This is a genomic window from Kamptonema sp. UHCC 0994, from assembly GCF_029167235.1.
In the GTDB taxonomy this organism is placed as follows: domain Bacteria; phylum Cyanobacteriota; class Cyanobacteriia; order Cyanobacteriales; family Microcoleaceae; genus Kamptonema.
On sequence record NZ_JARFTR010000050.1, the window covers coordinates 1 to 20263 of the forward strand.

Consider the following 20263-nt stretch of genomic DNA (forward strand, 5'->3'; position numbering starts at 1 on the left):
TTGCGAAATCTCCTGAATACAAGCTGATAGGCGCAATTGTTCTTCGGGAGTTATGCTCATTTTTTTACCTTCGGTAGTCTCTTTATTGTATCTGCTGCCAGTCTTTTTGCAAAATCGGGATGCTCCCAATGGAAACACACTATCTCGACCTTTGTCTTTACGATTAGAACTCGTGGAGTTTCTTGCAGGGTCGCGCCAATCTAAAGCCAGCACTTGATAGTCAGGATATTCCTTAGCAACGGCTTTTCCTAATGATTTGATTGGGCTTTCATTTCCCTCGCTATCTGTCTCAGTGCTATCTGTCCAACCATGAACTACTAAAATGGTGTTTTTACCAGGGTCAATCCCTACATCGTCTTTACGCCCATCTTTGTCAAAGCGATAGAGATTTACACCATTTTTGTAATATTTATCTACCTCATCATAATTCCTCCACAACCCATTTTCCTGAATATTTCCAGTCAGTTCTGTAATCCGTAAATTGTAATTAGTTGGTACTGCTCGATAAGGGTAAACTTTGACGTAATATGTACCTGGTTGCAACTGACGGCTAATGGATTCAACATTTGTATTGGGTTTATCAGACTTAGCTATTAGCTGATCATTATTCCCATTTTTCCACCATAGTTCTAGATCCACATCTGCTGTTAACTCATTAAGTCCAATGTTAATACGTCTGGGTTCACCCAGTGTAAATATATAGTTGTAAACATCACTTGAAGCGCGAATCGTACCCCGCTGCTCTATCCCGCCATTTTCACCATTCCAGTTGCCATCTCCGCGCAGGTTTAAAACCTTTACATTAGAGGGTGTTTCCTGAAAATCTGGTCTTGGGTTTGTGGGGAGCGTGCTTTGTAGTGATTGTTCCTCCCAAGAAAAATCAACAAAGGCATTTCCCGCCTCGTCTATATATCTAAATACAACATTATAAGTTCCTGTAGCTTGAGGGGTAAAAATGTACTCTTTTGGCTCCTTTGCATTTTGCCATTCTTGAGGTGGTGTTAAGTAATTATCGTCACTAAGTGTTCCACCCAAAGGGACAACTAATAAAGCGACAACATCATCGGTATTAACTCTAAATTTATAAGTCTTGCCTGATTCAAATTGAGCAGTAGTTCGTCCCTGGACAGCAAACTTATCAGTAGGAGGATTGCCAGTAAAAGGATCTTGGTATGGAGCTCCCAAACCCCAATCTAAATAAATTCCGTCTTTGCCATCAGGCCTCACAGGGTTTATTATTGACCTATTAAAGGAACTCTCCCAGCCGTTCCATATTTGGCGATAGTCATAATACCAAAGAGTCCACTGCTGAGACATTTCTATAGGAATAATTCGCCCACCAATAGTCGCACTCCCACGATCGCTCTCACCCCTCAACTCCTGAAGCTCACCCGCACTCAAATCCTTCCCCTGAACAACCGCCGCAAAAATCGCCCCCTCATCTCCCGGTGAATCCGTAAAATTCAACTGCGAATCAACAGAGTGTCCTACCTCTTCCAGCAACACATCCGCGATCGCCTCCAAATTTCCCCCGGCCAATAATTCTCGCGATAAATAAATCGTATCCGTCACCGCAGCAAAAGCCCCTTTTGCCCCACCAATCTCAGCAGAGGAGATAACTTGCACCGGCGGAATGTCGCTAAAATCTCTATGAAACCATCCTTCAGCTAAGGCTTTCGCACTCGCAGCATCCCAGTTTTCCCCAAAAGCCAAATTAATCTTAGCCACGAAATCTGACTCAGCCGCAAACTTACTCAAATCCTCATAGACCTCGGACATCGCCTGACCAGTTAACACATCGACAGCACTATCTGTTAAACTGATATTCGAGTCCGTTATCGTTGCATTAGTTATCTGGCTCAGCGAAGCGTCAGGTAAGATGATATTATCGGAGTTGTCCGGCGTTAAAATCTGGGCGTTAACTTCCTGACTACCAACCCCCGTAAGGGCGCGGTTAGCCTCTAACTGCGAGATAATTCCGTTAGTCTGTTCTAAGCTGGCATTCCAAGGCGCGATCGCACGGTTAATATCCAACAGGTTATTAAAATCCGGAGTGTAAAAGTCAGACATGATCCGCGCCTCTAGTGATATTAATTGCCAAGTCAAAAACCATCAGCCTTACTCCCATGAGTATCTGACTGCGTAATCCAAACGGTACGCAAGTATGAATATAAAATTGAGTAAAGCTACCCTTCGTTAGCCTAAAATCTAAGTAATATTACTGAAGTTTTGCCTTCCCCTTAGCAACCTCAAGACTTTATACTAAGATGACTATAAGCTAGCTAAATTTACAATGCAACTAACAAAGGCTAGTATTTTTGTTAGCCTGACGTTATGATTTTACCGAGACACCTATGGCTTCAAAGGAAGAGATGTTTGCCGAAGCAGCCAAAAACTGGGATTTAGAAAGGTTATACAAAGCACTAGCAGCAGCGAAGCGGCAAATCGCTCCTAACTCCCGAAGCGGATTAACCAATACTGAAAAGCTTTACCTACGAGGCCTTCTGTGCGGCCACAGTCCCGCCGAAATCGCTCACAAATTGCTTCAGACTCCCAAAAGTGCTGAAGTTTATTTATGTAAAACTTTATATCAATATGTAATGAAAGTTGTAGACGCACCGAATGAATCGGTTGGAAACTGGAGAAATATTTGTAACTGGCTAGAAGAAGCAGGATATAAAGCTCTGTCATCTGTTGAATCTAAATTTAGTAGTTCTTTACCGATGGAGGCGTTAGTACAAATAGTTGGTATGGGTTTTAAAGAAAGTACAGTATCAATTGATGTCAATATTCAACTAACATTCCCTTCATCTTCAGAAAGTCCTAAAACAGATAACTCAAATCAAAACAATTAGAAAGTGCGATCGCACGCCATAACCCTCATTAAAAAATGCGTAGGCGTAGCCAGCCGCAGGCATCGCGTCTTGACAAAATAACTTGTATTAATTATCATAAATAATTGAACACTGTATCTCAAAAAAAATCACAAAATGCTAGAAATTCATAAAAGTTATGTAGTTAACGAAAATCATCAGCCGATCGCAGTTCAAATTCCCCTTGAACAATTTGAGAAAATTGAGGAGATTTTGGAAAACTATGGCTTGGCTAAACTCATAAAAGAAACTGAAGATGATGAGCGATTATCAAAAGAACAAGCCCTTAATTATTATAACTCAATAAAATAAAATTATGTGGCAAGTTGAATATACAAATCGGTTTATCAAAGAACTGGCGGCTTTACCTGCTGAAATTAAAAGTAGGATAGAACCGATAGTATTTCAATTTTTAGAATCAGAGAATCCCTTCGCATTAGGATATCTGGAAAAAATGAAAGGTTATCCAGATAAATATAAAATTCGTGTAGGTGACTACCGTATCGGACTCACAGTTGATGCACCGACAAAAACTTTAATTTGTCAGCGAGTGGCACACCGCCGAGATATATACAGAATTTTTCCATAAAATTATCGGTATAAAATTATATCTTGAATTCAAAAGAGTCTAAAACATGAGCAAAAATACTATTACCCAAGCCGCCGATAATATCTTTCTTGACCTCGGATTTTCAGCCGAAGAAGCTGATAACTTACTGATTCGATCGCAACTAATGCTGGCCCTGCAAAATCAGATTAAGCATCACGGTTGGACAATTGACCAAACAGCTCAATATATCGGACAGTCAAGCGACCAAATCAAAGCTCTAACTCAAGGTAAAATTGGGCAATTCTCCGTTGATATTCTGATTACAATGCTCAATCAAGTAGGCATGACTGTTAAAGTCGAAATTTGCCCCAAACCAAAGTAGCTTAACGCGATCGCACTCTATAATCCTCATTGAAAAAAACGCGATTGCCATTTCCCCCCAATGCGATTTCCTAGTAATTAGCCTCAGCCTGAAGCACCTTTAATAATTCATCAGGATGCTTCAGCAACTTGCCCTCAGTTTGGTAAAAAACCTCATACTCAGGTGCAAGTTCAAAACGTAATTGTTTCCACAACTCGATACCATCCTGTTTAAAATTTTCTTCGGCTTTCTGACTCGAAAACGCAGATAAAGGCGGATATTCTTGGTTCAAAGTTGCATCATATATTTCTTGCCATGCGTTTAAACGAGTAATCGTCTCTAAACTTAAAGGCATTTCGACTGGATCGATATTATCAATCTCATCTACACCCCAGAGAGGCCAGCATCCATAGTCAGCCCACAACTTAATCTTGATTGCCATAGTTATTAACCTTGAGTAAATTTATCGATCAGCCTAGTAGGAGTTGGATTAGCACCAACAATATAACCATTAATGCTTACCTGTACGGAGATATACTGTATTATACCATTGATTTCTACTTGATAAATGGTTCGACTCCGGCCTTGATTACCGATTGGCGTACCGTTAATTACGGTGAAGACAACAGTATATGGAATTAAATTTTCAGGTATGCCCCGATTGATAAAATCTTGTAGATGATTTTCTAAAATGTGTGCAAAGCCAGAGCCTCGTTCTCCTGCTTTCCCTATCTCTAAAAATATAATTTTGCCCAGGCTAGTCTTAGAAATAAAGATGATTTCTTCAGGAGTATGTTTAATACCCGCTGCCTGTAGTTCAGCAATGAGCGCTGCTCTTTTAGCTGCGGAGAATTCATTGGGTAAGGTCAATCTTTTACTGTTGTTATAGTTTTGAAGATATAATAATTATATCCTAACCTAGTTAGGTAGTTTTGGCAAGCTTATTGATATCAATATCCGGCTAGATTTCCCTTTATCTTCAGAAGATCCCGAAACAGATAACTCAAATCAAGATAATTAGAAAGTGGATCGCACTCCATAACTCTCATTGAAAAATCGCATAAGCGTAGCCAGCCGCAGGCATCGCCTAATTCTATCAACGGGAAAAAGTGTTATCTACGATATAGCTTCGCTTCACATACTTTTAGGGTAGGCAAAAAACCCACCCTAAAACACAAACTAATTACGCCGCCACTTTCTCTTCAAAAGGCGTAAATAATTTCTTCTCTGCGCCGCAAATCGGGCAAACCCAATCATCAGGAATGTCCTCAAAAAGGGTTCCCGGAGTAATCCCTGAATCGGGATCGCCAACAACTGGATCGTAAATCATGCTACACTGTTTGCAGATCCATTTGCGAGTAGCAGGATCTTCACCAACAACCCGCGTATCCGCTTCCCCTCCCTGCAATACTCGTAGTGCATCGTTGTAGCGATCGGCATGATAGTTTTCGATGTATTTCAACAACCCAAAACGGTGAGCCGCTTCTTTAAAAATGTAAGCATGATCGGCAGATTCTTTGGCTTGAGAGTCAAATTCTGCTGCTGCTATGCCGTCGCGATCGCGCACCGCATCCGCTGCAAAATCAGGATACATCGTGGTATATTCGTAGGTTTCACCTTCAATCGCTAAAGACAGACAACGAGCCATGATTTCCTGTTTTTGGGCATCAGATAAACCCTCTGGATCTGCTACATTTAATTCTGGATGCAGTAAAGAAAAGTGAGCAAAAGCGTGTTCTGTTTCCTGGGCAGCAGTTTCTTTAAACAGCTTAGATAACTCCTTAAATCCTAGCTTATTCGCTAGTTCTCCAAAGTACAGATATTTGCGATTCGCCATCGATTCACCACCAAAGGCAGCTTCGAGATTTTTCAGAGTGTTGGAGTTGGACAGATCCATTTCAGGAGATAAGTCTGAACTCATAAGTGTTCCTCTCTTAGGTTAGTTTTGCCATCTCTGGGCAAACTTTATTGCCCTTGTGGTTTGATTTTACCATTGATGTACAAAAAACACTTAAAGCTCACCTTTATTTACCCTAATTTCAACCGTTCTAATTCCTGTTGCAAATGTTTTTCCCATTCAGCAGCTAAGTCAATTTCCGTAAATGGAATTCGCACGATAGAGGCGTTTTTAAATAAAAATTCCAAAGCAATATCGCGTCCCGAACTTGGCAGCTTTTGCAAATCAACGGATTGATTATTAACCAAAAGCCGAATTGATTCTACCTCCTGCAAAGAAAATGTTTGCAAATTAACAGGGCCTTTTCGAGTCGGTTTGCCCCAAGTTAAACTATCCCCATTCTGACCAAGCACTGCATAAAGATCGTATTTCACCTTCCCAAACTGCTGCGCCCAGATGCGATAAGCTTCCACTTTTTGATACTCATTCCAACCAGCCCAAGCTAACCAGATAAAAACTGCCAGCAGTGGCAGCCACATTAGACCTCTTTCCATTGTTGATTTTAGATTTAGGATTTGAGATTAGTCTGTAACAAGACTTACACAGCGATCGCGAAAAATTAACATTTGAGATTGCTTACGGGTGGTAAGTAAATACACCTAATTAAATATAAGATAAGGATGGCTAAAAAACTGACTGTATAAACATTCTTCCTTCTCTCCTAGATAACTAAATCCTTCTACCTTCTGCCTCCTGCCTCCTGCCTTCTTCCTTCTTCCTTCTTCCTTCTTCCTTCTACTTAACGGCTACGCACAGGCTATGCGATCGCAGAAAATGCTAGAGAGTGCGTAAGTCCTATGTAACTATCGTGCAACATTCCTGTCTCATAGAGTAAACTTGGGTTATTCTGGTGAGCAAACCCCCCCGACATGGACTATTTACCATGAAAAAGTTTTTCCTTCTATGCTTATTTTTAATAGGGCTGGGCTGGACGATTTCCAACTTCTCAGGATTGGCGACATCCGGCACCTACGATAGCATTGTCCTCGACTTCCGGGAAGATATCGGCAGTGCAGAGATCGCCAGAGAGGTAAGCGCGATCGCATCTCAATACGGTGTCTCGCCCCAACTTAATAGCGAATTCTCCGCAGCGGATAATGTATATGTTGTCAGGGGCGATCGCACTCTCCTCAACGCCCTGAAAAAATCCAAATTAGCCAAAGATACCGAATACATCGAACCCAACTACGTCTACAGTGCCTTGGACGTTCCCAACGACCCCATGTATAACAAGCAGTGGAACCTCCGCAGCATCAACGTGGAAACCGCTTGGAACGAAACTAAAGGCGCTGGCGTAACTGTAGCCGTAATTGACACAGGCATCACAGTCGTCCCCGACTTAAAAGATACCAAATTCGTCCCCGGCTACGACTTCGTGAACGATCGCGCCGAAGCCTACGACGATAACGGACACGGAACCCACGTCGCCGGTACTGTCGCCCAATCCACCAATAACGATTACGGTGTGGCCGGCATCGCCTACGAAGCCGCTTTAATGCCTCTGAAAGTCTTAAGTGCTCAGGGTGGCGGTACTGTTTCCGACATTGCTGAAGCGATTAAATTTGCCGCTGACAACGGCGCAGACGTGATTAACATGAGTCTCGGCGGCGGTGGCGAAAGTCAACTGATGGAAGATGCGATCGCCTACGCCCACAGCAAAGGCGTTACTATCATTGCGGCCGCCGGTAACTCCGCTGAAAATTCGGCATCCTATCCCGCCCGCTATCCCCACGTCATCGGCGTTTCTGCCCTCGGCCCCGACGGCGAAATGGCCCCCTATTCCAACTTTGGCGCAGGAGTCGATATCTCTGCCCCCGGCGGTTCGGAAGCTGGCAAAATCCTGCAAAGTACCATTGACCCAGAAACCGGTGCAGAAGTGTTTGAAGGCTACCAAGGCACTAGCATGGCCGCCCCCCACGTTGCCGGAGTTGCAGCCTTATTGAGGGCCACAGGCGTTACTGAACCAGACCAAGTACGGAATGTGTTGTTACAATCAGCGCGAGTTGTCGCAGAAGATCCCCTTAACCATTTTGGCGCAGGTCAACTCGACGCAGCCGCAGCAGTTCAGCTAGCAAATAAAGGTCAAGTCACTTTTCGCGATTTCTTCCGCTGGTTGCGGGATAACGGCTATCTAAATCCCCGCTTTTGGATTGATGGCGGCGCAGTTGCACTTTTACCTAAATTAGCGATGGTAATCGGTTCCTATATGCTGGCTTGGTTCTTGCGGAATTATTTCCCCTTCCAATGGAGTTGGGGATTTTCTGGAGGTTTAGTTGCTGGTAGTTCGGGGTTATTCTTCCTGCGAGGTCTTTATATCTTCGACCTTCCCCAATGGCCTTTACGGATGATGGGCAGTTCTATTCCTGAACTTGGCAATACAATTCCGGGTAGTGCGATGCTGAATCCAATTTTTGCCAGTGCCTTAATTCCCTTTGTTTTAATTGCCCTATTTTTAGGACATAAACAATGGAAATGGATCGCTATTGGATCGGCAATTGGTGTTTCTAGTTGTTTAGCTGTAAGTGCCGCAGTGTCGCCCGCAGTCTGGGGTTTGGGTACTGGTTTGCCAGCTCAAATTTTCTTGATTGTTAATGCTTTGCTGTGTTTAGTAATAGCACGTTTAGCACTTAAATCGGAGGTAAAAACTGCATGAGTATCACTGTTAAAGGTGTCATTGAACGCAAGGGATTAGGGCCTGGTACTTGGGCTCTAGTAAGTGATGGTGGTGAGACTTATGAACTTAAGGAAGTTCCCTCTGAGTTAAAAAAAGCCGGTCAGAAAGTGAGTGTTAAGGGTGAAGTACGAAAGGATGTGATGAGTTTTGCGATGATCGGCCCAATTCTGGAAGTGCAATCTTTTGAGGTTGATGGTGATTAGTTGATGGTACGTTTGTTGCTAGAGTGAAAAAAAACCCCCAGCCAGAATTGGTTGGGGGTTATCCATCAGGGTGCATCTATTAATTTAGTATCCACTGGGAGAGGGAAAGTTTCAGGATTATTTTTAAAATTTGCTGTGGGGACAAATAAAAAACCCTAGCCGTAATTGGTTAGGGTTGATTAATCAGGGTGCATCTATTAATTTAGTATCCACTGGGAGAGGGAAAGTTTCAGGATTATTTTTAAAATTTGCTGTGGGGACAAATAAAAAACCCTAGCCGTAATTGGTTAGGGTTGATTAATCAGGGTGCATCTACTGATTTAGTCTCCGATGGAAGAGGGGATGTTTCAGGATGATTTTTAAAATTTGTTGTGAGGACAAATAAAAAACCCTAGCCGCAATTGGTTAGGGTTCATCCATCAGGGTGCATCTACTAATTTAGTCTCCGATGGAAGAGGGGATGTTTCAGGATGATTTAGAAATAGCGATCGCATCCGAGAGTGTCAATTCGATCGCAAATTCCGCACATCCTCAATACTGAGTCCCGTTGTTTGAGCGATCGTCTCATCATCCAGGCGATCGAGCAAATTCCGCGCGATCGCCAGCTTTTCTTCTTCTCGAGCTTCTTTAACGGCTTTAATTATAACTCCTTGTTGGTCATAAATAAACATTTCTCGCCGTTCTAGATCCTCCAATTCCTCACGAGTTAAGTTCACTTGATTTGCGATATCAAAAGCTTTATGAATCTCTGGAACGCTATCCATTATTTCCGGGACATCCGTTATCGTCCTCGCATATTTGATGAAATAAATCCATTTATCTGCAATCGTTTCTAGCTGGTGTACTTCTTTAGTAAATTTCGGAAGTTCTACAAATACTAACTCGATGTTATTATCGGTATATCTGAGGTTTGTGCTTGCTTCTTTGTAGATAAATCTCGAAATTAACTGCTCACTATTTGCAAACATCTCGAAATCAGTCAGTGTTAATGCAATCACTGGTTTGAGCATTCGGTAGCCTTCTCCTTTCTGCAATTGAAAGGCGTAAGTTTTGGCGGCGTTGTACAAAACTCTCTTGCCGAAAGATTCTACGTTTAATACTTGCATTTCAATAATAACTAGCGTACCATCCGCGAGTTTAGCTTTTACATCTAAATAAGTATCTTTCAAACCTTCGACTCTGGGCGGTAGGTTGGGGTTGATAATTTCTAAATCTTCAATAGTAGGATTGCCATCGTAAATCATGGCATTGAGAAAACTGATGAGAATGTCTTTGCTTTCTGATGAGCCAAATATTTTTTTGAAGGCGTAATCGGTTTTTGGGTTGATGAATGTCATGGTTAAAATTGGGAATAACGACCGCTATTTTGATTCTATCATCAGGGCGATTGGACTTGAGGTGTGCGATCGCCTGATGAGAAGATTCCGAGCTATCCTCACGATTGAGAGTCATAAGCTCGATCGAACTTGACGGGCGATGCTTGTAGCTGCCTAGGCCTAAGCGCTTTTCCAGATAGACGCAATTGGAAGTATAATAAAATTGAAGTGTAAAAAAGGGAAAAATGGCAGCACGGGATCTGTTTCACGAATCTGTTAAAATTGCCCTTCAAAAAGAGAATTGGGTGATTACTGACGATCCGCTAAAGGTGGAAGCAGGTGGAGCAAAGTTTGAAATTGATTTGGGTGCAGAGCGCTTACTCGCAGCAGAAAGGGCAGGAGAGAAAATCGCCGTTGAAATCAAAACATTTTTGGGTGACTCCCCAATTACAGATTATCATGCGGCATTAGGACAGTTTTTAAATTATCGACTTGCTTTAGAAATTAAGGAACCGGATCGCAAGCTGTATTTAGCAGTTCCCGTGGCAGTATATGAAGCTTTTTTTTAGCGGGAGTTTTTGCAAATCTCGGTAGAGAGACATCAAGTTAATCGCATTATTTACGATCCAATAAATGAGGTAATTGTACAATGGATAAGTTAGAGCATTATCGTCAGTCGATTCAAGCATTATTAACCGAATATGCCGCAACTCCGATCTCCAATGGTGCGATCGAATCGCAAACGATTTTTGATACGCAGCGGGATCATTATCAAGTGACAAATGTTGGTTGGGATGGGCATCGGCGCGTGTATGGATGCGTGCTGCATTTGGATATTAAGGATGGCAAGATTTGGTTGCAACAGAATACAACGGAGATACGAGTCGCCCATGAGTTGGTGGCAATGGGTGTGGCAAAGGAGGATATTATCTTGGGATTTCAAGCACCCTATGTACGCGAGTGGACTGGCTTTGGGGTGGCTTAAAAACGAGAAATTCATCGAATTTTTAGCACAGCAGATAGGTAATTTGATTGTGCTTGCTCCTAAACAACCTCAAGCTCCAGAATTAATCGAGCGGATTGCAACGATTATGGAAAGTGAAAATGTGGGTTTGACTGATTTATTGGCGGGTTTAGAAGCGGAAAGAGAGGCGATTAGCCCACGATTGGATACCCGCGATTATCTGCCTAGTCTTGTGCTTCTCTGTCCAAGATTTTTACTAATAATTCATAAGCAAGAGTAGAAACATCTTTTCCTTGATTGGCAGCTTCTTTAAACAGTTTTGCTGAGTCTTCAGAGCTAAGCTTTATGGCAATAGTACCAATATTTCTTTCCCCAGTGACAATAGAAACATCAGGAATAATAGAAACATCTTTTCCTTGATTCGCAGCTTTTTCAAACAGTTTTGCTGAATCTTCTGGACTAAGATTTATGGTAACAGTCCCAGGATTGCCTTCCACATTCTTCTTGTTTTGATTATTGTGACTTACTTCAGTTATTCTCGAAGAAACTACAAACCCTGCAACTCCTAACCCTAGCATTGCTAGAGAACTTCCAATAATATATTGAGCTTCGTTAGTATTGATTAGTGAAGGTACTATGACTTTAACACCAGGAATCCCACTTACTATAGTTGGAGCTTTTGGTGGTTCTTGAGCGCGAGCTAACTTTATACAGCCATATGCGAACAACAAAACACTAAAAACTATAACTCCTACAGTCAGAATTTTAAAAAGCGTCTTTTTCATGTTTAGTGCCTCCTGTGTGGTTAAATAGTCTGGATTGGAGAGTAAGTTTTACATTTTTTTACATTTCAACAATTTTCATCAAAACTATTCTTTACTCTCTTTTGCGCCTCTGATATGGGATTCCAAGTTGCATCAATTGATATTCGGAACATTCTAGGTTTTTTTAGAAAATAGCTATATTTACAATTTGCAGTTTCCCCCTCAAATCTCAAATCACCGGCGTAAGTTCCTTTTAATGAATCGTCTGCATCAACGATGACACGATTTGATAAGTAATCTCTTAATTTGTCAAAAACAATTTCTATAGTTTGACCTGCTGCCAGGGGGGTTAATTGCTCTCCTAGATAAACAAAGAAGCTAAACAATGATGGAGTTACAGGGCTACATCCAACTAGGAGAGGGATAAATAAAAAGATAACCCACCAATTTGTTTTTCTCTGTTTTTTGTATTGCATGATAATTAACTCCTTGTACTCTCATTTGGTAAAAGCTCCGAAATTTCAACTGAACTATATTTCAGTTTACTCAATATATGGAAGCTGAGGAAAAACAACCCTAAGATACCTGCTACTCCGAAATGATATAAGTTCTCTGAAGTTAGCATAGCAAAGGGATGGGTGTAGGGAAAAAATCTGATATATTGGCTATGGAATAAGCCACCTATACCTATTTTTAACAAGTCTAGCAAAGAGGGTAAAAATAAAGCAAAAAAGACGATTACCCTTTTTGAAAAGTAGTCACATTCTGGGTCAAAATCTAAGACTGCAATCATGCCTCCTACGAAGATAATATAACTAACTAAACCCAAAACATCTAAAAGCACATTGGCAGGGTAAATATGATGATAGAGAGAAGTTACTAATACCCAAATTAGCCCTAAAAAACCCAGCCAAACTCCATAAGCAATCACCCAGATTGCTCTAGCAGCAGCAATCTCCCAAGGAGAGCAAGGAGTAAGCCGCAGCCAGAGTAACTGGCTTACTGAAAAACTATCCCCTAAAGGTAGCAGTAACCGAAGAAGTACATAAAAGGTTATATAAATCCAAGCCCATGAAAACCATTCATGGAGAAGATTTTTATAAACTGTTTCCCTAGAGCCATGATATCCTTCTAAAGGAATATTAAAAATTGTTAAACTTTCTTTATCCCAACCATAAAACTGTGTAACAATAATTATTCCTGCTCCTAATAAAATTAGCAAATGATATGACTTAATCAATTTTATAATTTCAGGCTTAACTATTATCCATGTCTTGTTTAAATCGATCATAAACTTTCCCTCTTTTGGAGAACACCTGTCATCTGGAACTTATGGATTGATGAATCTGTAAAGATTTCTTCCAAAGCTTGAAAAGCTCCATCTTTCGAGAGATTAAAATATTTTTTAGCCTCGGCGTTAATAGAATCAGTCTCTATTTGACAATCAAAACCTTGACGCTCTTGTTCATGTAGTTTACCTTGAAATAGCTCATAAACTTTATCTGTTAACCTAGCGACTTCATCGCGTCGGTGGGAAATCCATAAAATCCCTGCTTGATGACAATTGGCGAGTCTTTGAACTTCCGACAATACAATTTTTTTACCTTCTTTGTCTAATCCTTCTGTTGCTTCATCGGCAATTAGTAACTGTGGTTTCTTAGCCAAAGCTAAAAATGCCATCAGTCTAATCCTTTGTCCTTTTGATAGCTTGCTAACATCACATTCATAAAAGCTAGGAATTTGTAGCCGTTGCTCAATTTCAAGGTAAGATAAGTCTTTTAGCTTCTTTTCTTGTTGGCATAAAGACTTGAAAATTTGCACAAGCTCTTTAACTAAAATCCCGGTTGGCAAGCCTAACTCTCCAGGGTAATAAGAAGGATCGCCTATGTAGCCTAGCTGCGGGTAATTATTGCCCCATAAAACTTTTCTTCCAAATAAATTCACTGTTCCGTTATTAGGAAAGCATAATCCTAGCAATAGCTTGATAATTGTAGATTTACCGCAGCCATTTTCCCCAATCAGACCAATATTTTCACCCGCAAACAAACTTAATGAAACATTATCTAAAAGCTTGTCCTGACTGTTAGGATAGCTAAATGTAACATCTTTCAACTCAAATAAGGCTTGTTTGCTTGGAGGTGGGCTAGTTAAAGAATTTGGTTGCATCAATAGTGTTTACTTGCTAAATTTCTATTGCTAACTGACTGTACCCAAATCATAAAACGCTTAAACAAATAATTTTTGGGTGACTCTTAAAGTTAAACTTTGATATTTTTTATTAAAATCTTCTTTATAACTGTAGCCCTCTCTTACCAACCCTGTAAAGCCAAAAAAGTTGGAAAAAGTTGGATCTTCCTAAAATTCCGATAGACAATTTCGATAAAAGGCGCAAAAAGTTGGAAAAAGTTGGCAAAAGTTTGCTATAGTAACCATACCAATCTCACAAACCCACCTATGGACAGTCCTCAGATATTGCAATTTGTCGATGAAACTGTCTACACCAAGACAGGCAAACATCTAAATAACTTGCAACGGAGGATTATTGCCGGAATACTGAATCGTCAAAGATATGCTGACGTTGCAGAAACTTATGCTTATAGCGCCAAGCACGTTAAAAAAGCCAGCTACGAACTTTTACAAATATTATCAGAAGTCTTTGGCGAACAAGTTAAGAAAAGTAATCTTGAGTCCGTCCTAGAACGGCATATAAATCTGAATATAACAACTCTTGGCAATAATAATACTTTTAAAAATAGTAACAAAATTAACTACGTCAATAATTGTTCTAATCCCTCCACTCCTACCCCAGATAAAACTCAGCCGGAAACTCCTGACTTGCAGGAGGAAAACCAAAATCAAACTAAGATTGAAACAATACATAGATTACGGCAATTTGGTCTAAATGATGAACAAATTGCAGAAGCTTTAAATTTACCATTAGATGTAGTTAAGTCGATGGATTAGGCAGTTATTTCAAACTGTCTATAAAAATATTTTTAATTCTAGACATCTTCAGGCTAATTCAAGGCTGTCAAAAAATCAGGAGTCAAAGTCTCCTCTATAGTATAGGGACAGACTTCGGGAAAAATCTGTTCGCCTAATTGAGTTTCTTTAATCGCCAACGCCAAACCGAGTTCATAAGCAGTTGTAAAAACTTCATCTAAATAAGATTTTAAGCTAGGACTATCTTCTAAAAGCAGCTTAATTTGAATCCGTTGCTCTCGAATTGTACCTAGCCAGCTATTGCTACCTTTTTCTGGTTGAAATTGCCATTTTAGTAAATGTCCAAGTAAAACTCCTAGACGATTTCTCAATTCTTGACGCTCTTTTCTCCCCAAAGATTCAATCTCCTCAATTAAATTAAATAAGTCAACTTGATGCCATTGATGATTGCGAAGCAGCGAGACTTGTTCTTGTGTCCAAGCATAGAAATCAATTTCATATAGATTAGGTGTTAATATTACTATTTTTGAGTTACTTTCTGAATTTTGCATAAAAATCTCTCACCTCAATAATTGAGCTTTTCTACTCTTATTTCTTTAATAGCTTACGTAACGCCGCCTTCTAGGCGGTGTTACGGAATTTTAATCATTTTTATACTCAAAAATTGCCCCGCGCTGCATTAACTCAATTTTCATATTCTCAGAAATACCTAAACTTCCTATAAAGTTAGCATTTTCTACTACTGCATCTTTCAATTCAGCGCGGCTAAAATCAGCGCTGTTTAAATTCGTACTACTCAAGTTAGCTGCGGTCAAATCAGCATTTTTCAAATTAGCGCCGCTCAAATTTGCCCCGCTTAAATTTGCATTTGGTAAATAGGCACTACTTAAATTTGCTCTGCTTAAGTTTGTACCGCTCAAATTCGCTCGCGGCAATTTTGTCCGCAAATCCGCACCGCTTAAATTTGCACCAATTAGTTCAGCATCACGCAAATTAGCATTAGATAAACAAGCATCAGTTAAGTTAGCACCACTCAGCAATGCGCCACTGAGATCGGCCAGAGTTAAGTCAACAGCACAGAGGTTAGAATCCATCAAGTCAGCACCGCTTAAATCAGCGTAGTGTAAGTTAATACCGCTTAAGTCTGCGCCGGTCAAGTCAAGGGTAGGATTTAAACCTAATATTTCGGCAATTTGTAGGAAGTCATGGGTTTTTTCTGCTAAAAATAGTTGCCGCGCGATCGCTATTTGTTGATGCCGGTACTCCTCAGCTTTAGCCTCATTTCCCAGGTAATGATAAACAACTCTTAAACTTGTCAGCGCTTTTCCTTGAATGCGGGGTTCGTTGTTTTCGATCGCCATCCCCAACTGCTGTTGATAACATTCAATCGCGCCGACAAAATCTCCCATTGCGTCGCAAGCTAAACCTAGATTTCCCAAAGCTTGCTCTTGAGATCGCCAATCTTTGATCTCTCGCGCGATCGCTAAACGTTGTTGTTGATAATCCACAGCAGCGGGGAAATCCTCTAGAGCATAGCAAGCATTTCCCAGATTTCCTAGGGCATTCCCTTCCCCAGTGCGATCGCCAATTTCCATCGCGATCGCCAAATGCTGTTGATAGCACTCCATCGCTTTAGCATAGTCCCCCAAAGCTTCCCAAGCTACCCCCAGATTTCCTAATGCCGCCCCCTCCCGTCGCCTTTCGCCGAGAGTCCGATAAATCGCGATCGCTTCTTGCCAAGACTCTAAGGCAGCTTCAAATTGACGAGCCTGATATTGCGAAATCCCTTGTTTGAGTAGCCCATCGGCTTTTTTATCCATATCGCCTAGTGAATCCAGCTAATTGCTCAAACACAGGAGAGTTTTACCGAAATTTGAATTATTTTACACTCTCTCACCTTTAATCAAACAGTATACCAAAACATCACCATCGTACTTCGCAAATACTAATTATCAAATACGTATGCGCGATCGCTTGCATTTCGGTTACTGGACAGTTGAGAACTCTAAAAGCAACTGAAGTAAGTATTACGAATCAAAGCGATCGCGCCAAATTTTCCTCCAAGACATTCAAAACGGCATATCGATCATGTCCCCAAAAGGTCGGGGTTCATCCATTGGCGTTCTTGCAGGTTTTGACTCATACCTATCGATCCACTTTTTAGCAAGTTCCAACGCCTCCTCCTCTGTTTTGGCATTTTGGACAGCAACGTGGTGGTTGCCGTTGGCATCCCAAGTCTCGACGTAAAATACTTTCTGGGACTGAATAATCCAACCTTTGTACGTTTCTGCCGGTTCCATAGTTGCAATCTGAAAAAAATTTCGCTTGCGGTTTGCTTGCGGGGCTGATTTTAAAGATCGCCCTCTCTAAAGATGAATTTTACGGCGGTTTGTATAGTATTTTTGGGGAAAAGTAAGTTTAATGGTCAACCAAATGATAAAACTCCTCCACAAAGTCTTCAACTGCAAAAAATACCTCCAGCGGCTGATGCTGGCGATCGCACTCATGGTTTTTGCTACTCAGATGCTAGCATTACCCGCGCAGGCGACTGGCGTTTATGAAATTCCCAATCTATCACCAGGCGATCGCACTTGGGTGATCGATAAAGGCGAAATCCTCAGCCGCATCAGCGAAAGCAACATCAGCAGCGTCCTTGACAATCTGGAAAAGCAGACTGGAAATCAAGTCAGATTCGTCACCATCCACCGCTTTGACTACGGCGAAACCGCCGCCAGTTTCGCCGAGAAACTGTTTCAAAAATGGTTTCCCACCCCAGAAACGCAAGCTAATCAAATTGTACTCGTCCTCGATACAGTCACCAATAACACCGCAATTCGCACAGGGGAAGGTGTTAAATCCCTCCTCAGCGATGACATTGCGAAAAGTGTCGCTGATGAAACCGTACAAGTACCGCTACGACAAGGGAACAAATACAACGAGGCATTTTTAGCAGCAGGCGATCGCATTGCAGCAGTAATCTCCGGTAAACCCGATCCCGGCCCTCCTCAAGTTGTCGATAACGTTCAGGTCGAAGGTACATTTAAAAGAGCAGAAGAAACTGATACTGGTAATGCCACTCTCATTGTAGTTGTACTGTTGGTACTGGCAACAGTAATTCCAATGGTAACATACTTCTGGTATCAAGGTTTTAACTAATCTTGAACATACTCTTTACCATTTAATAAAGCCGTTTCTGCCCGTATAAACTCCCGCCCTAGATAAGCTGCGTGATCTAATAGTGTCACCGGACTAGGGCGGGTTTCTTCAAAGATTTTAACGCAAAGTTGCTTAGCAGTTCTGCCAGTAAATAGAGTAGCTTCAGTACGTTCCACCTTACCGCGTGCAGGGATAGGTTTGCCCGTTTCTGGATCGACAGCAAGACCGCGATCGTCGATAATATTGGTAAAATGTTTGGCACAAATTAAGCCAGCTTCACAGTCGAGATAGATGATGAAGTAGCCGCCTGGGTCGAGGTCGATGTGGCGTTTGGAAAGCTTGTCATCAATTGCAGTCAGATTTTCCAAGGTTAGACTCATAGTTTAAGACAGAGAGCGATCGTATTGCTGAACAATAGCTGTAGTTTTTTCACTATTTCTAGTTTATCTCGTTCTGGGGCTTGTTTGGGAGATTAATGATATCATGTCCCTTTGATTCATTTATCTAGGCGAACCCACCCGTACAGGGATGGTAAAATGTTGAATTGACAGATAAGTAAAAAGATATTATTATGGGAGAATAGCGATCGAAGCATATTTTTTATCAGAAGAGTATTATGAAATTTATTAAGATAACTTGGGTAAACTCGCTGTCGATCGTTAAGCCAGCTTGTCTTACTGTTGATTTATGAAAATATTTCTTTGGAATGACGACAAAAATAATCAACTTTTAGCAGAGAGAGGTATAAGTTTTAATGACGCGATCCAAGCTATCAGTCAGGGAAATTTATTAGATGTAATCCAGCATCACAATCAACAAAAATATCCTAATCAAAAGATTTTTATCATAAAAATAAATGATTATGTCTATCTAGTGCCGTTTGTAGAAAATGATACCGAGATTTTCCTCAAAACCATTATTCCCAGTCGGAAAATGACCAAAAAATATTTAGGAGCATAAAAACATGAATTCTTTAGAACCCGAAGAAAAAAACTTGTTAGATAGTGTAGAAAACCAGGAATGGCATAGTGTTGCCAAGCTGAGTGAAGCAGTAGAAAATTATCGAGAATTTGCCCAAAATCATATTAATAGATTAGCAGATGTTCCGATTAGTATTACGCTCGATCCAGATGTAGCAGAAGTGTTTAAGACTTCCGAATTAGTTAATCAGATTTTGCGTGTAATAATGAAAAAGACCTTATCAGTTTCCCTAGAAGAAACTGAATCAGGAACCATCAGTTTAATTTTGACTCCTGAGTTTATAGAAGTTATCCAAAAAGCGCAGGTTCGGTTATAATTAGATTGCGAAATAGTTTGTCTTAATGCTGAAATGAAATTTATAGATTTATTTTCCGGGATTGGAGGTTTTAGACAAGGTTTTGAAAAGGCAGGTTTTGAATGCGTTTTCTCCTGTGAAGTAGATAAACACTGCCGAGAAGTTTACAGCAATAATTTTAATGAAGTTCCTTTTGGTGACATTAAAGATGTCAATCCCCATGAGATAGAAGATTTTGATGTTTTAGTGGCCGGATTTCCCTGTCAACCTTTTAGTATTTGTGGCAAAAAGTTAGGATTTGAAGATACTAGAGGTACTTTATTTTTTGATATTTGTCAAATTATCAAAATTAAACAGCCTAAAGTTGTTGTTCTCGAAAATGTTAAACACTTAATCCATCACGATGGCGGCAATACTTTAAAGGTAATTCTTGCTAGTCTGCGAGATTTGGGATACAATGTGGACTATAAAATTCTGAATGCCAAAAACTTTGGACTTCCACAACATCGAGAAAGGATATTTATTATCGGGACGAAGGGTAAAGAGTTTAAATTCTCTAATTTGAAGAGTAAATTTCCGCCCAAACTTCGAGATTTTATAGATGTAGAGGGTGATTTTGAAATATTAGACAAATCGGAGTACACTTTAATTGATTGTCCGCGAAAGCAAATATCGGGGTTGTTATTTGTAGGTTACAGAAATAAGGGAACTTGGAAAACTGGCGTGAGGCCAAATACTGAACATTTATCGAGAGTTCATCGGCAACCTAATCGGATTTATTCGGTAGATGGAGTGCATCCAACTATACCATCGCAAGAAACTTCTGGGAGGTTTTTTATCTATATTCCTGAGAAAGAGATGGTGAGGAAGATGACGCTTAAGGAATGTTATCGAGTGATGGGTTTTCCTGACGATTTTAAAATTTATCCGAGTGTTGGGGAAAGTTATAAGCAGATTGGAAACTCGGTTTGCGTGCCTGTGGTGGAAGCTATTGCTAAGGAAATATTAAACCAAAACTTGTTTTCAAATGAGCCAAATGAACCGCTTATAAAAACTGAAGAATATAGACAGCTTGTTTTTTTCAATAGTTAGATATTTTAGGACTTACGCAGGTCGTCCCAGAAACCGGGTTTTTGAGAGAATCTGTGGTTCAAAACGAAGTATTATCGTCAAAAAACCCGGTTTCTTTGGTTGGGTGCGTAAGTCCTGAATTTATTAAATCTCAA

28 protein-coding genes are annotated in these 20263 nt (G+C 40.7%); 14 read left to right on the plus strand and 14 right to left on the minus strand.

Going from position 1 to position 20263, the window contains the following annotated elements:
- Positions 1–2070: pre-peptidase C-terminal domain-containing protein (locus tag PY364_RS05090; RefSeq protein ID WP_275521071.1), on the minus strand; the 2070-nt coding region annotated here is incomplete at its 3' end.
- A 284-nt stretch (positions 2071–2354) separates the two neighbouring features.
- On the opposite strand from PY364_RS05090, the gene PY364_RS05095 reads away from it, so the two are divergent.
- The 4 genes from PY364_RS05095 (at position 2355) to PY364_RS05110 (ending at position 3805) form a co-directional block, all read left to right on the plus strand.
- Entirely contained in the window at positions 2355–2855 is a 501-nt protein-coding gene (locus PY364_RS05095) for a DNA-binding response regulator (RefSeq protein WP_275521072.1), read from the plus strand.
- Between the two features lie 135 nt (positions 2856–2990).
- Positions 2991–3185 (plus strand): hypothetical protein, encoded by a 195-nt coding sequence (locus PY364_RS05100; protein WP_275521073.1) that lies wholly within the window; start codon positions 2991–2993, stop codon positions 3183–3185.
- Positions 3186–3189: 4 nt separating this feature from the next.
- Positions 3190–3462, plus strand: coding sequence for a type II toxin-antitoxin system RelE/ParE family toxin (locus tag PY364_RS05105; protein ID WP_275521074.1), 273 nt, complete (start codon positions 3190–3192; stop codon positions 3460–3462).
- A 46-nt stretch (positions 3463–3508) separates the two neighbouring features.
- Entirely contained in the window at positions 3509–3805 is a 297-nt protein-coding gene (locus PY364_RS05110; RefSeq protein WP_275521075.1) for an XRE family transcriptional regulator, read from the plus strand.
- Positions 3806–3875: 70 nt separating this feature from the next.
- On the opposite strand, the gene PY364_RS05115 is transcribed toward PY364_RS05110, so the two are convergent.
- The 4 genes from PY364_RS05115 to PY364_RS05135 form a co-directional block, all read right to left on the minus strand.
- Positions 3876–4226, minus strand: a complete 351-nt coding sequence (locus PY364_RS05115) for a hypothetical protein (RefSeq protein WP_275521076.1) — start codon at positions 4224–4226, stop codon at positions 3876–3878.
- A gap of 5 nt (positions 4227–4231) precedes the next feature.
- Positions 4232–4654 (minus strand): hypothetical protein, encoded by a 423-nt coding sequence (locus PY364_RS05120; protein ID WP_275521077.1) that lies wholly within the window; start codon positions 4652–4654, stop codon positions 4232–4234.
- Between the two features lie 313 nt (positions 4655–4967).
- Positions 4968–5705 carry a rubrerythrin family protein gene (locus tag PY364_RS28805; protein WP_343277550.1) on the minus strand — a complete coding sequence of 246 codons (738 nt, stop codon included), beginning with the start codon at positions 5703–5705 and terminating at the stop codon, positions 4968–4970.
- Positions 5706–5812: 107 nt separating this feature from the next.
- Positions 5813–6235 (minus strand): hypothetical protein, encoded by a 423-nt coding sequence (locus PY364_RS05135; protein WP_275521078.1) that lies wholly within the window; start codon positions 6233–6235, stop codon positions 5813–5815.
- A 389-nt stretch (positions 6236–6624) separates the two neighbouring features.
- On the opposite strand from PY364_RS05135, the gene PY364_RS05140 reads away from it, so the two are divergent.
- Both PY364_RS05140 and PY364_RS05145 read left to right on the plus strand, forming a co-directional pair.
- Positions 6625–8394, plus strand: coding sequence for a S8 family peptidase (locus PY364_RS05140; RefSeq protein WP_275521079.1), 1770 nt, complete (start codon positions 6625–6627; stop codon positions 8392–8394).
- Positions 8391–8618, plus strand: a complete 228-nt coding sequence (locus PY364_RS05145) for a hypothetical protein (RefSeq protein ID WP_275521080.1) — start codon at positions 8391–8393, stop codon at positions 8616–8618. The genes PY364_RS05140 and PY364_RS05145 overlap by 4 nt, the downstream gene beginning before the upstream one ends.
- 503 nt (positions 8619–9121) lie before the next feature.
- Here PY364_RS05145 and PY364_RS05150 read toward each other — a convergent pair.
- Entirely contained in the window at positions 9122–9955 is an 834-nt protein-coding gene (locus PY364_RS05150) for an Rpn family recombination-promoting nuclease/putative transposase (RefSeq protein WP_275521081.1), read from the minus strand.
- Between PY364_RS05150 and PY364_RS05155 the strand changes: the two genes are divergently transcribed.
- The 3 genes from PY364_RS05155 (at position 9954) to PY364_RS05165 (ending at position 10919) form a co-directional block, all read left to right on the plus strand.
- Complete coding sequence (locus PY364_RS05155) at positions 9954–10088, plus strand: hypothetical protein (RefSeq protein WP_275521082.1); 135 nt, start codon at positions 9954–9956, stop codon at positions 10086–10088. The two genes, PY364_RS05150 and PY364_RS05155, sit on opposite strands and share 2 nt — an antisense overlap.
- Positions 10089–10179: 91 nt before the next feature.
- Positions 10180–10503: a XisH family protein gene (locus tag PY364_RS05160; protein WP_343277551.1), complete on the plus strand. Its 324-nt coding sequence runs from the start codon at positions 10180–10182 to the stop codon at positions 10501–10503.
- 80 nt (positions 10504–10583) lie between these two features.
- The gene (locus tag PY364_RS05165; protein WP_275521083.1) at positions 10584–10919 is read left to right on the plus strand and encodes a XisI protein; all 336 of its coding nucleotides are present in this window, start codon (positions 10584–10586) and stop codon (positions 10917–10919) included.
- A gap of 203 nt (positions 10920–11122) precedes the next feature.
- On the opposite strand, the gene PY364_RS05170 is transcribed toward PY364_RS05165, so the two are convergent.
- The 4 genes from PY364_RS05170 to PY364_RS05185 form a co-directional block, all read right to left on the minus strand.
- Positions 11123–11683, minus strand: a complete 561-nt coding sequence (locus tag PY364_RS05170) for a hypothetical protein (protein WP_275521084.1) — start codon at positions 11681–11683, stop codon at positions 11123–11125.
- Between the two features lie 65 nt (positions 11684–11748).
- Positions 11749–12138 carry a hypothetical protein gene (locus PY364_RS05175; RefSeq protein WP_275521085.1) on the minus strand — a complete coding sequence of 130 codons (390 nt, stop codon included), beginning with the start codon at positions 12136–12138 and terminating at the stop codon, positions 11749–11751.
- 5 nt (positions 12139–12143) lie between these two features.
- Positions 12144–12953: a hypothetical protein gene (locus tag PY364_RS05180; RefSeq protein ID WP_275521086.1), complete on the minus strand. Its 810-nt coding sequence runs from the start codon at positions 12951–12953 to the stop codon at positions 12144–12146.
- A complete protein-coding gene (locus tag PY364_RS05185) occupies positions 12950–13828 on the minus strand; it encodes an ABC transporter ATP-binding protein (protein ID WP_275521087.1) in 879 nt (292 codons plus the stop codon). The genes PY364_RS05180 and PY364_RS05185 overlap by 4 nt, the downstream gene beginning before the upstream one ends.
- 288 nt (positions 13829–14116) lie before the next feature.
- On the opposite strand from PY364_RS05185, the gene PY364_RS05190 reads away from it, so the two are divergent.
- Positions 14117–14626, plus strand: a complete 510-nt coding sequence (locus PY364_RS05190) for a hypothetical protein (RefSeq protein ID WP_275521088.1) — start codon at positions 14117–14119, stop codon at positions 14624–14626.
- A gap of 53 nt (positions 14627–14679) precedes the next feature.
- On the opposite strand, the gene PY364_RS05195 is transcribed toward PY364_RS05190, so the two are convergent.
- The 3 genes from PY364_RS05195 to PY364_RS05205 all read right to left on the minus strand — a co-directional run bounded on the left by PY364_RS05195 (position 14680) and on the right by PY364_RS05205 (position 16905).
- Positions 14680–15156: a DUF29 domain-containing protein gene (locus PY364_RS05195; RefSeq protein WP_275521089.1), complete on the minus strand. Its 477-nt coding sequence runs from the start codon at positions 15154–15156 to the stop codon at positions 14680–14682.
- Between the two features lie 90 nt (positions 15157–15246).
- On the minus strand, positions 15247–16425 hold the full coding sequence (locus tag PY364_RS05200; protein WP_275521090.1) for a pentapeptide repeat-containing protein: 1179 nt from the start codon (positions 16423–16425) through the stop codon (positions 15247–15249).
- A gap of 249 nt (positions 16426–16674) precedes the next feature.
- Positions 16675–16905, minus strand: coding sequence for a hypothetical protein (locus PY364_RS05205; protein ID WP_007358047.1), 231 nt, complete (start codon positions 16903–16905; stop codon positions 16675–16677).
- A gap of 133 nt (positions 16906–17038) precedes the next feature.
- Between PY364_RS05205 and PY364_RS05210 the strand changes: the two genes are divergently transcribed.
- A complete protein-coding gene (locus tag PY364_RS05210; protein WP_275521091.1) occupies positions 17039–17761 on the plus strand; it encodes a TPM domain-containing protein in 723 nt (240 codons plus the stop codon).
- Here PY364_RS05210 and PY364_RS05215 read toward each other — a convergent pair.
- On the minus strand, positions 17758–18141 hold the full coding sequence (locus PY364_RS05215) for a DUF4346 domain-containing protein (protein ID WP_275521092.1): 384 nt from the start codon (positions 18139–18141) through the stop codon (positions 17758–17760). The two genes, PY364_RS05210 and PY364_RS05215, sit on opposite strands and share 4 nt — an antisense overlap.
- Positions 18142–18448: 307 nt before the next feature.
- Here PY364_RS05215 and PY364_RS05220 point away from each other — a divergent pair, with 307 nt between their 5' ends.
- Genes PY364_RS05220 through dcm form a run of 3 tightly spaced genes read left to right on the plus strand, consistent with a single transcriptional unit; the run spans position 18449 to position 20129 of the window.
- On the plus strand, positions 18449–18721 hold the full coding sequence (locus PY364_RS05220; RefSeq protein WP_275521093.1) for a BrnT family toxin: 273 nt from the start codon (positions 18449–18451) through the stop codon (positions 18719–18721).
- Between the two features lie 4 nt (positions 18722–18725).
- A complete protein-coding gene (locus PY364_RS05225; protein WP_275521094.1) occupies positions 18726–19058 on the plus strand; it encodes a hypothetical protein in 333 nt (110 codons plus the stop codon).
- A gap of 33 nt (positions 19059–19091) precedes the next feature.
- On the plus strand, positions 19092–20129 hold the full coding sequence (dcm, locus tag PY364_RS05230) for a DNA (cytosine-5-)-methyltransferase (RefSeq protein ID WP_275521095.1): 1038 nt from the start codon (positions 19092–19094) through the stop codon (positions 20127–20129).
- Positions 20130–20263: the final 134 nt, after the last annotated feature.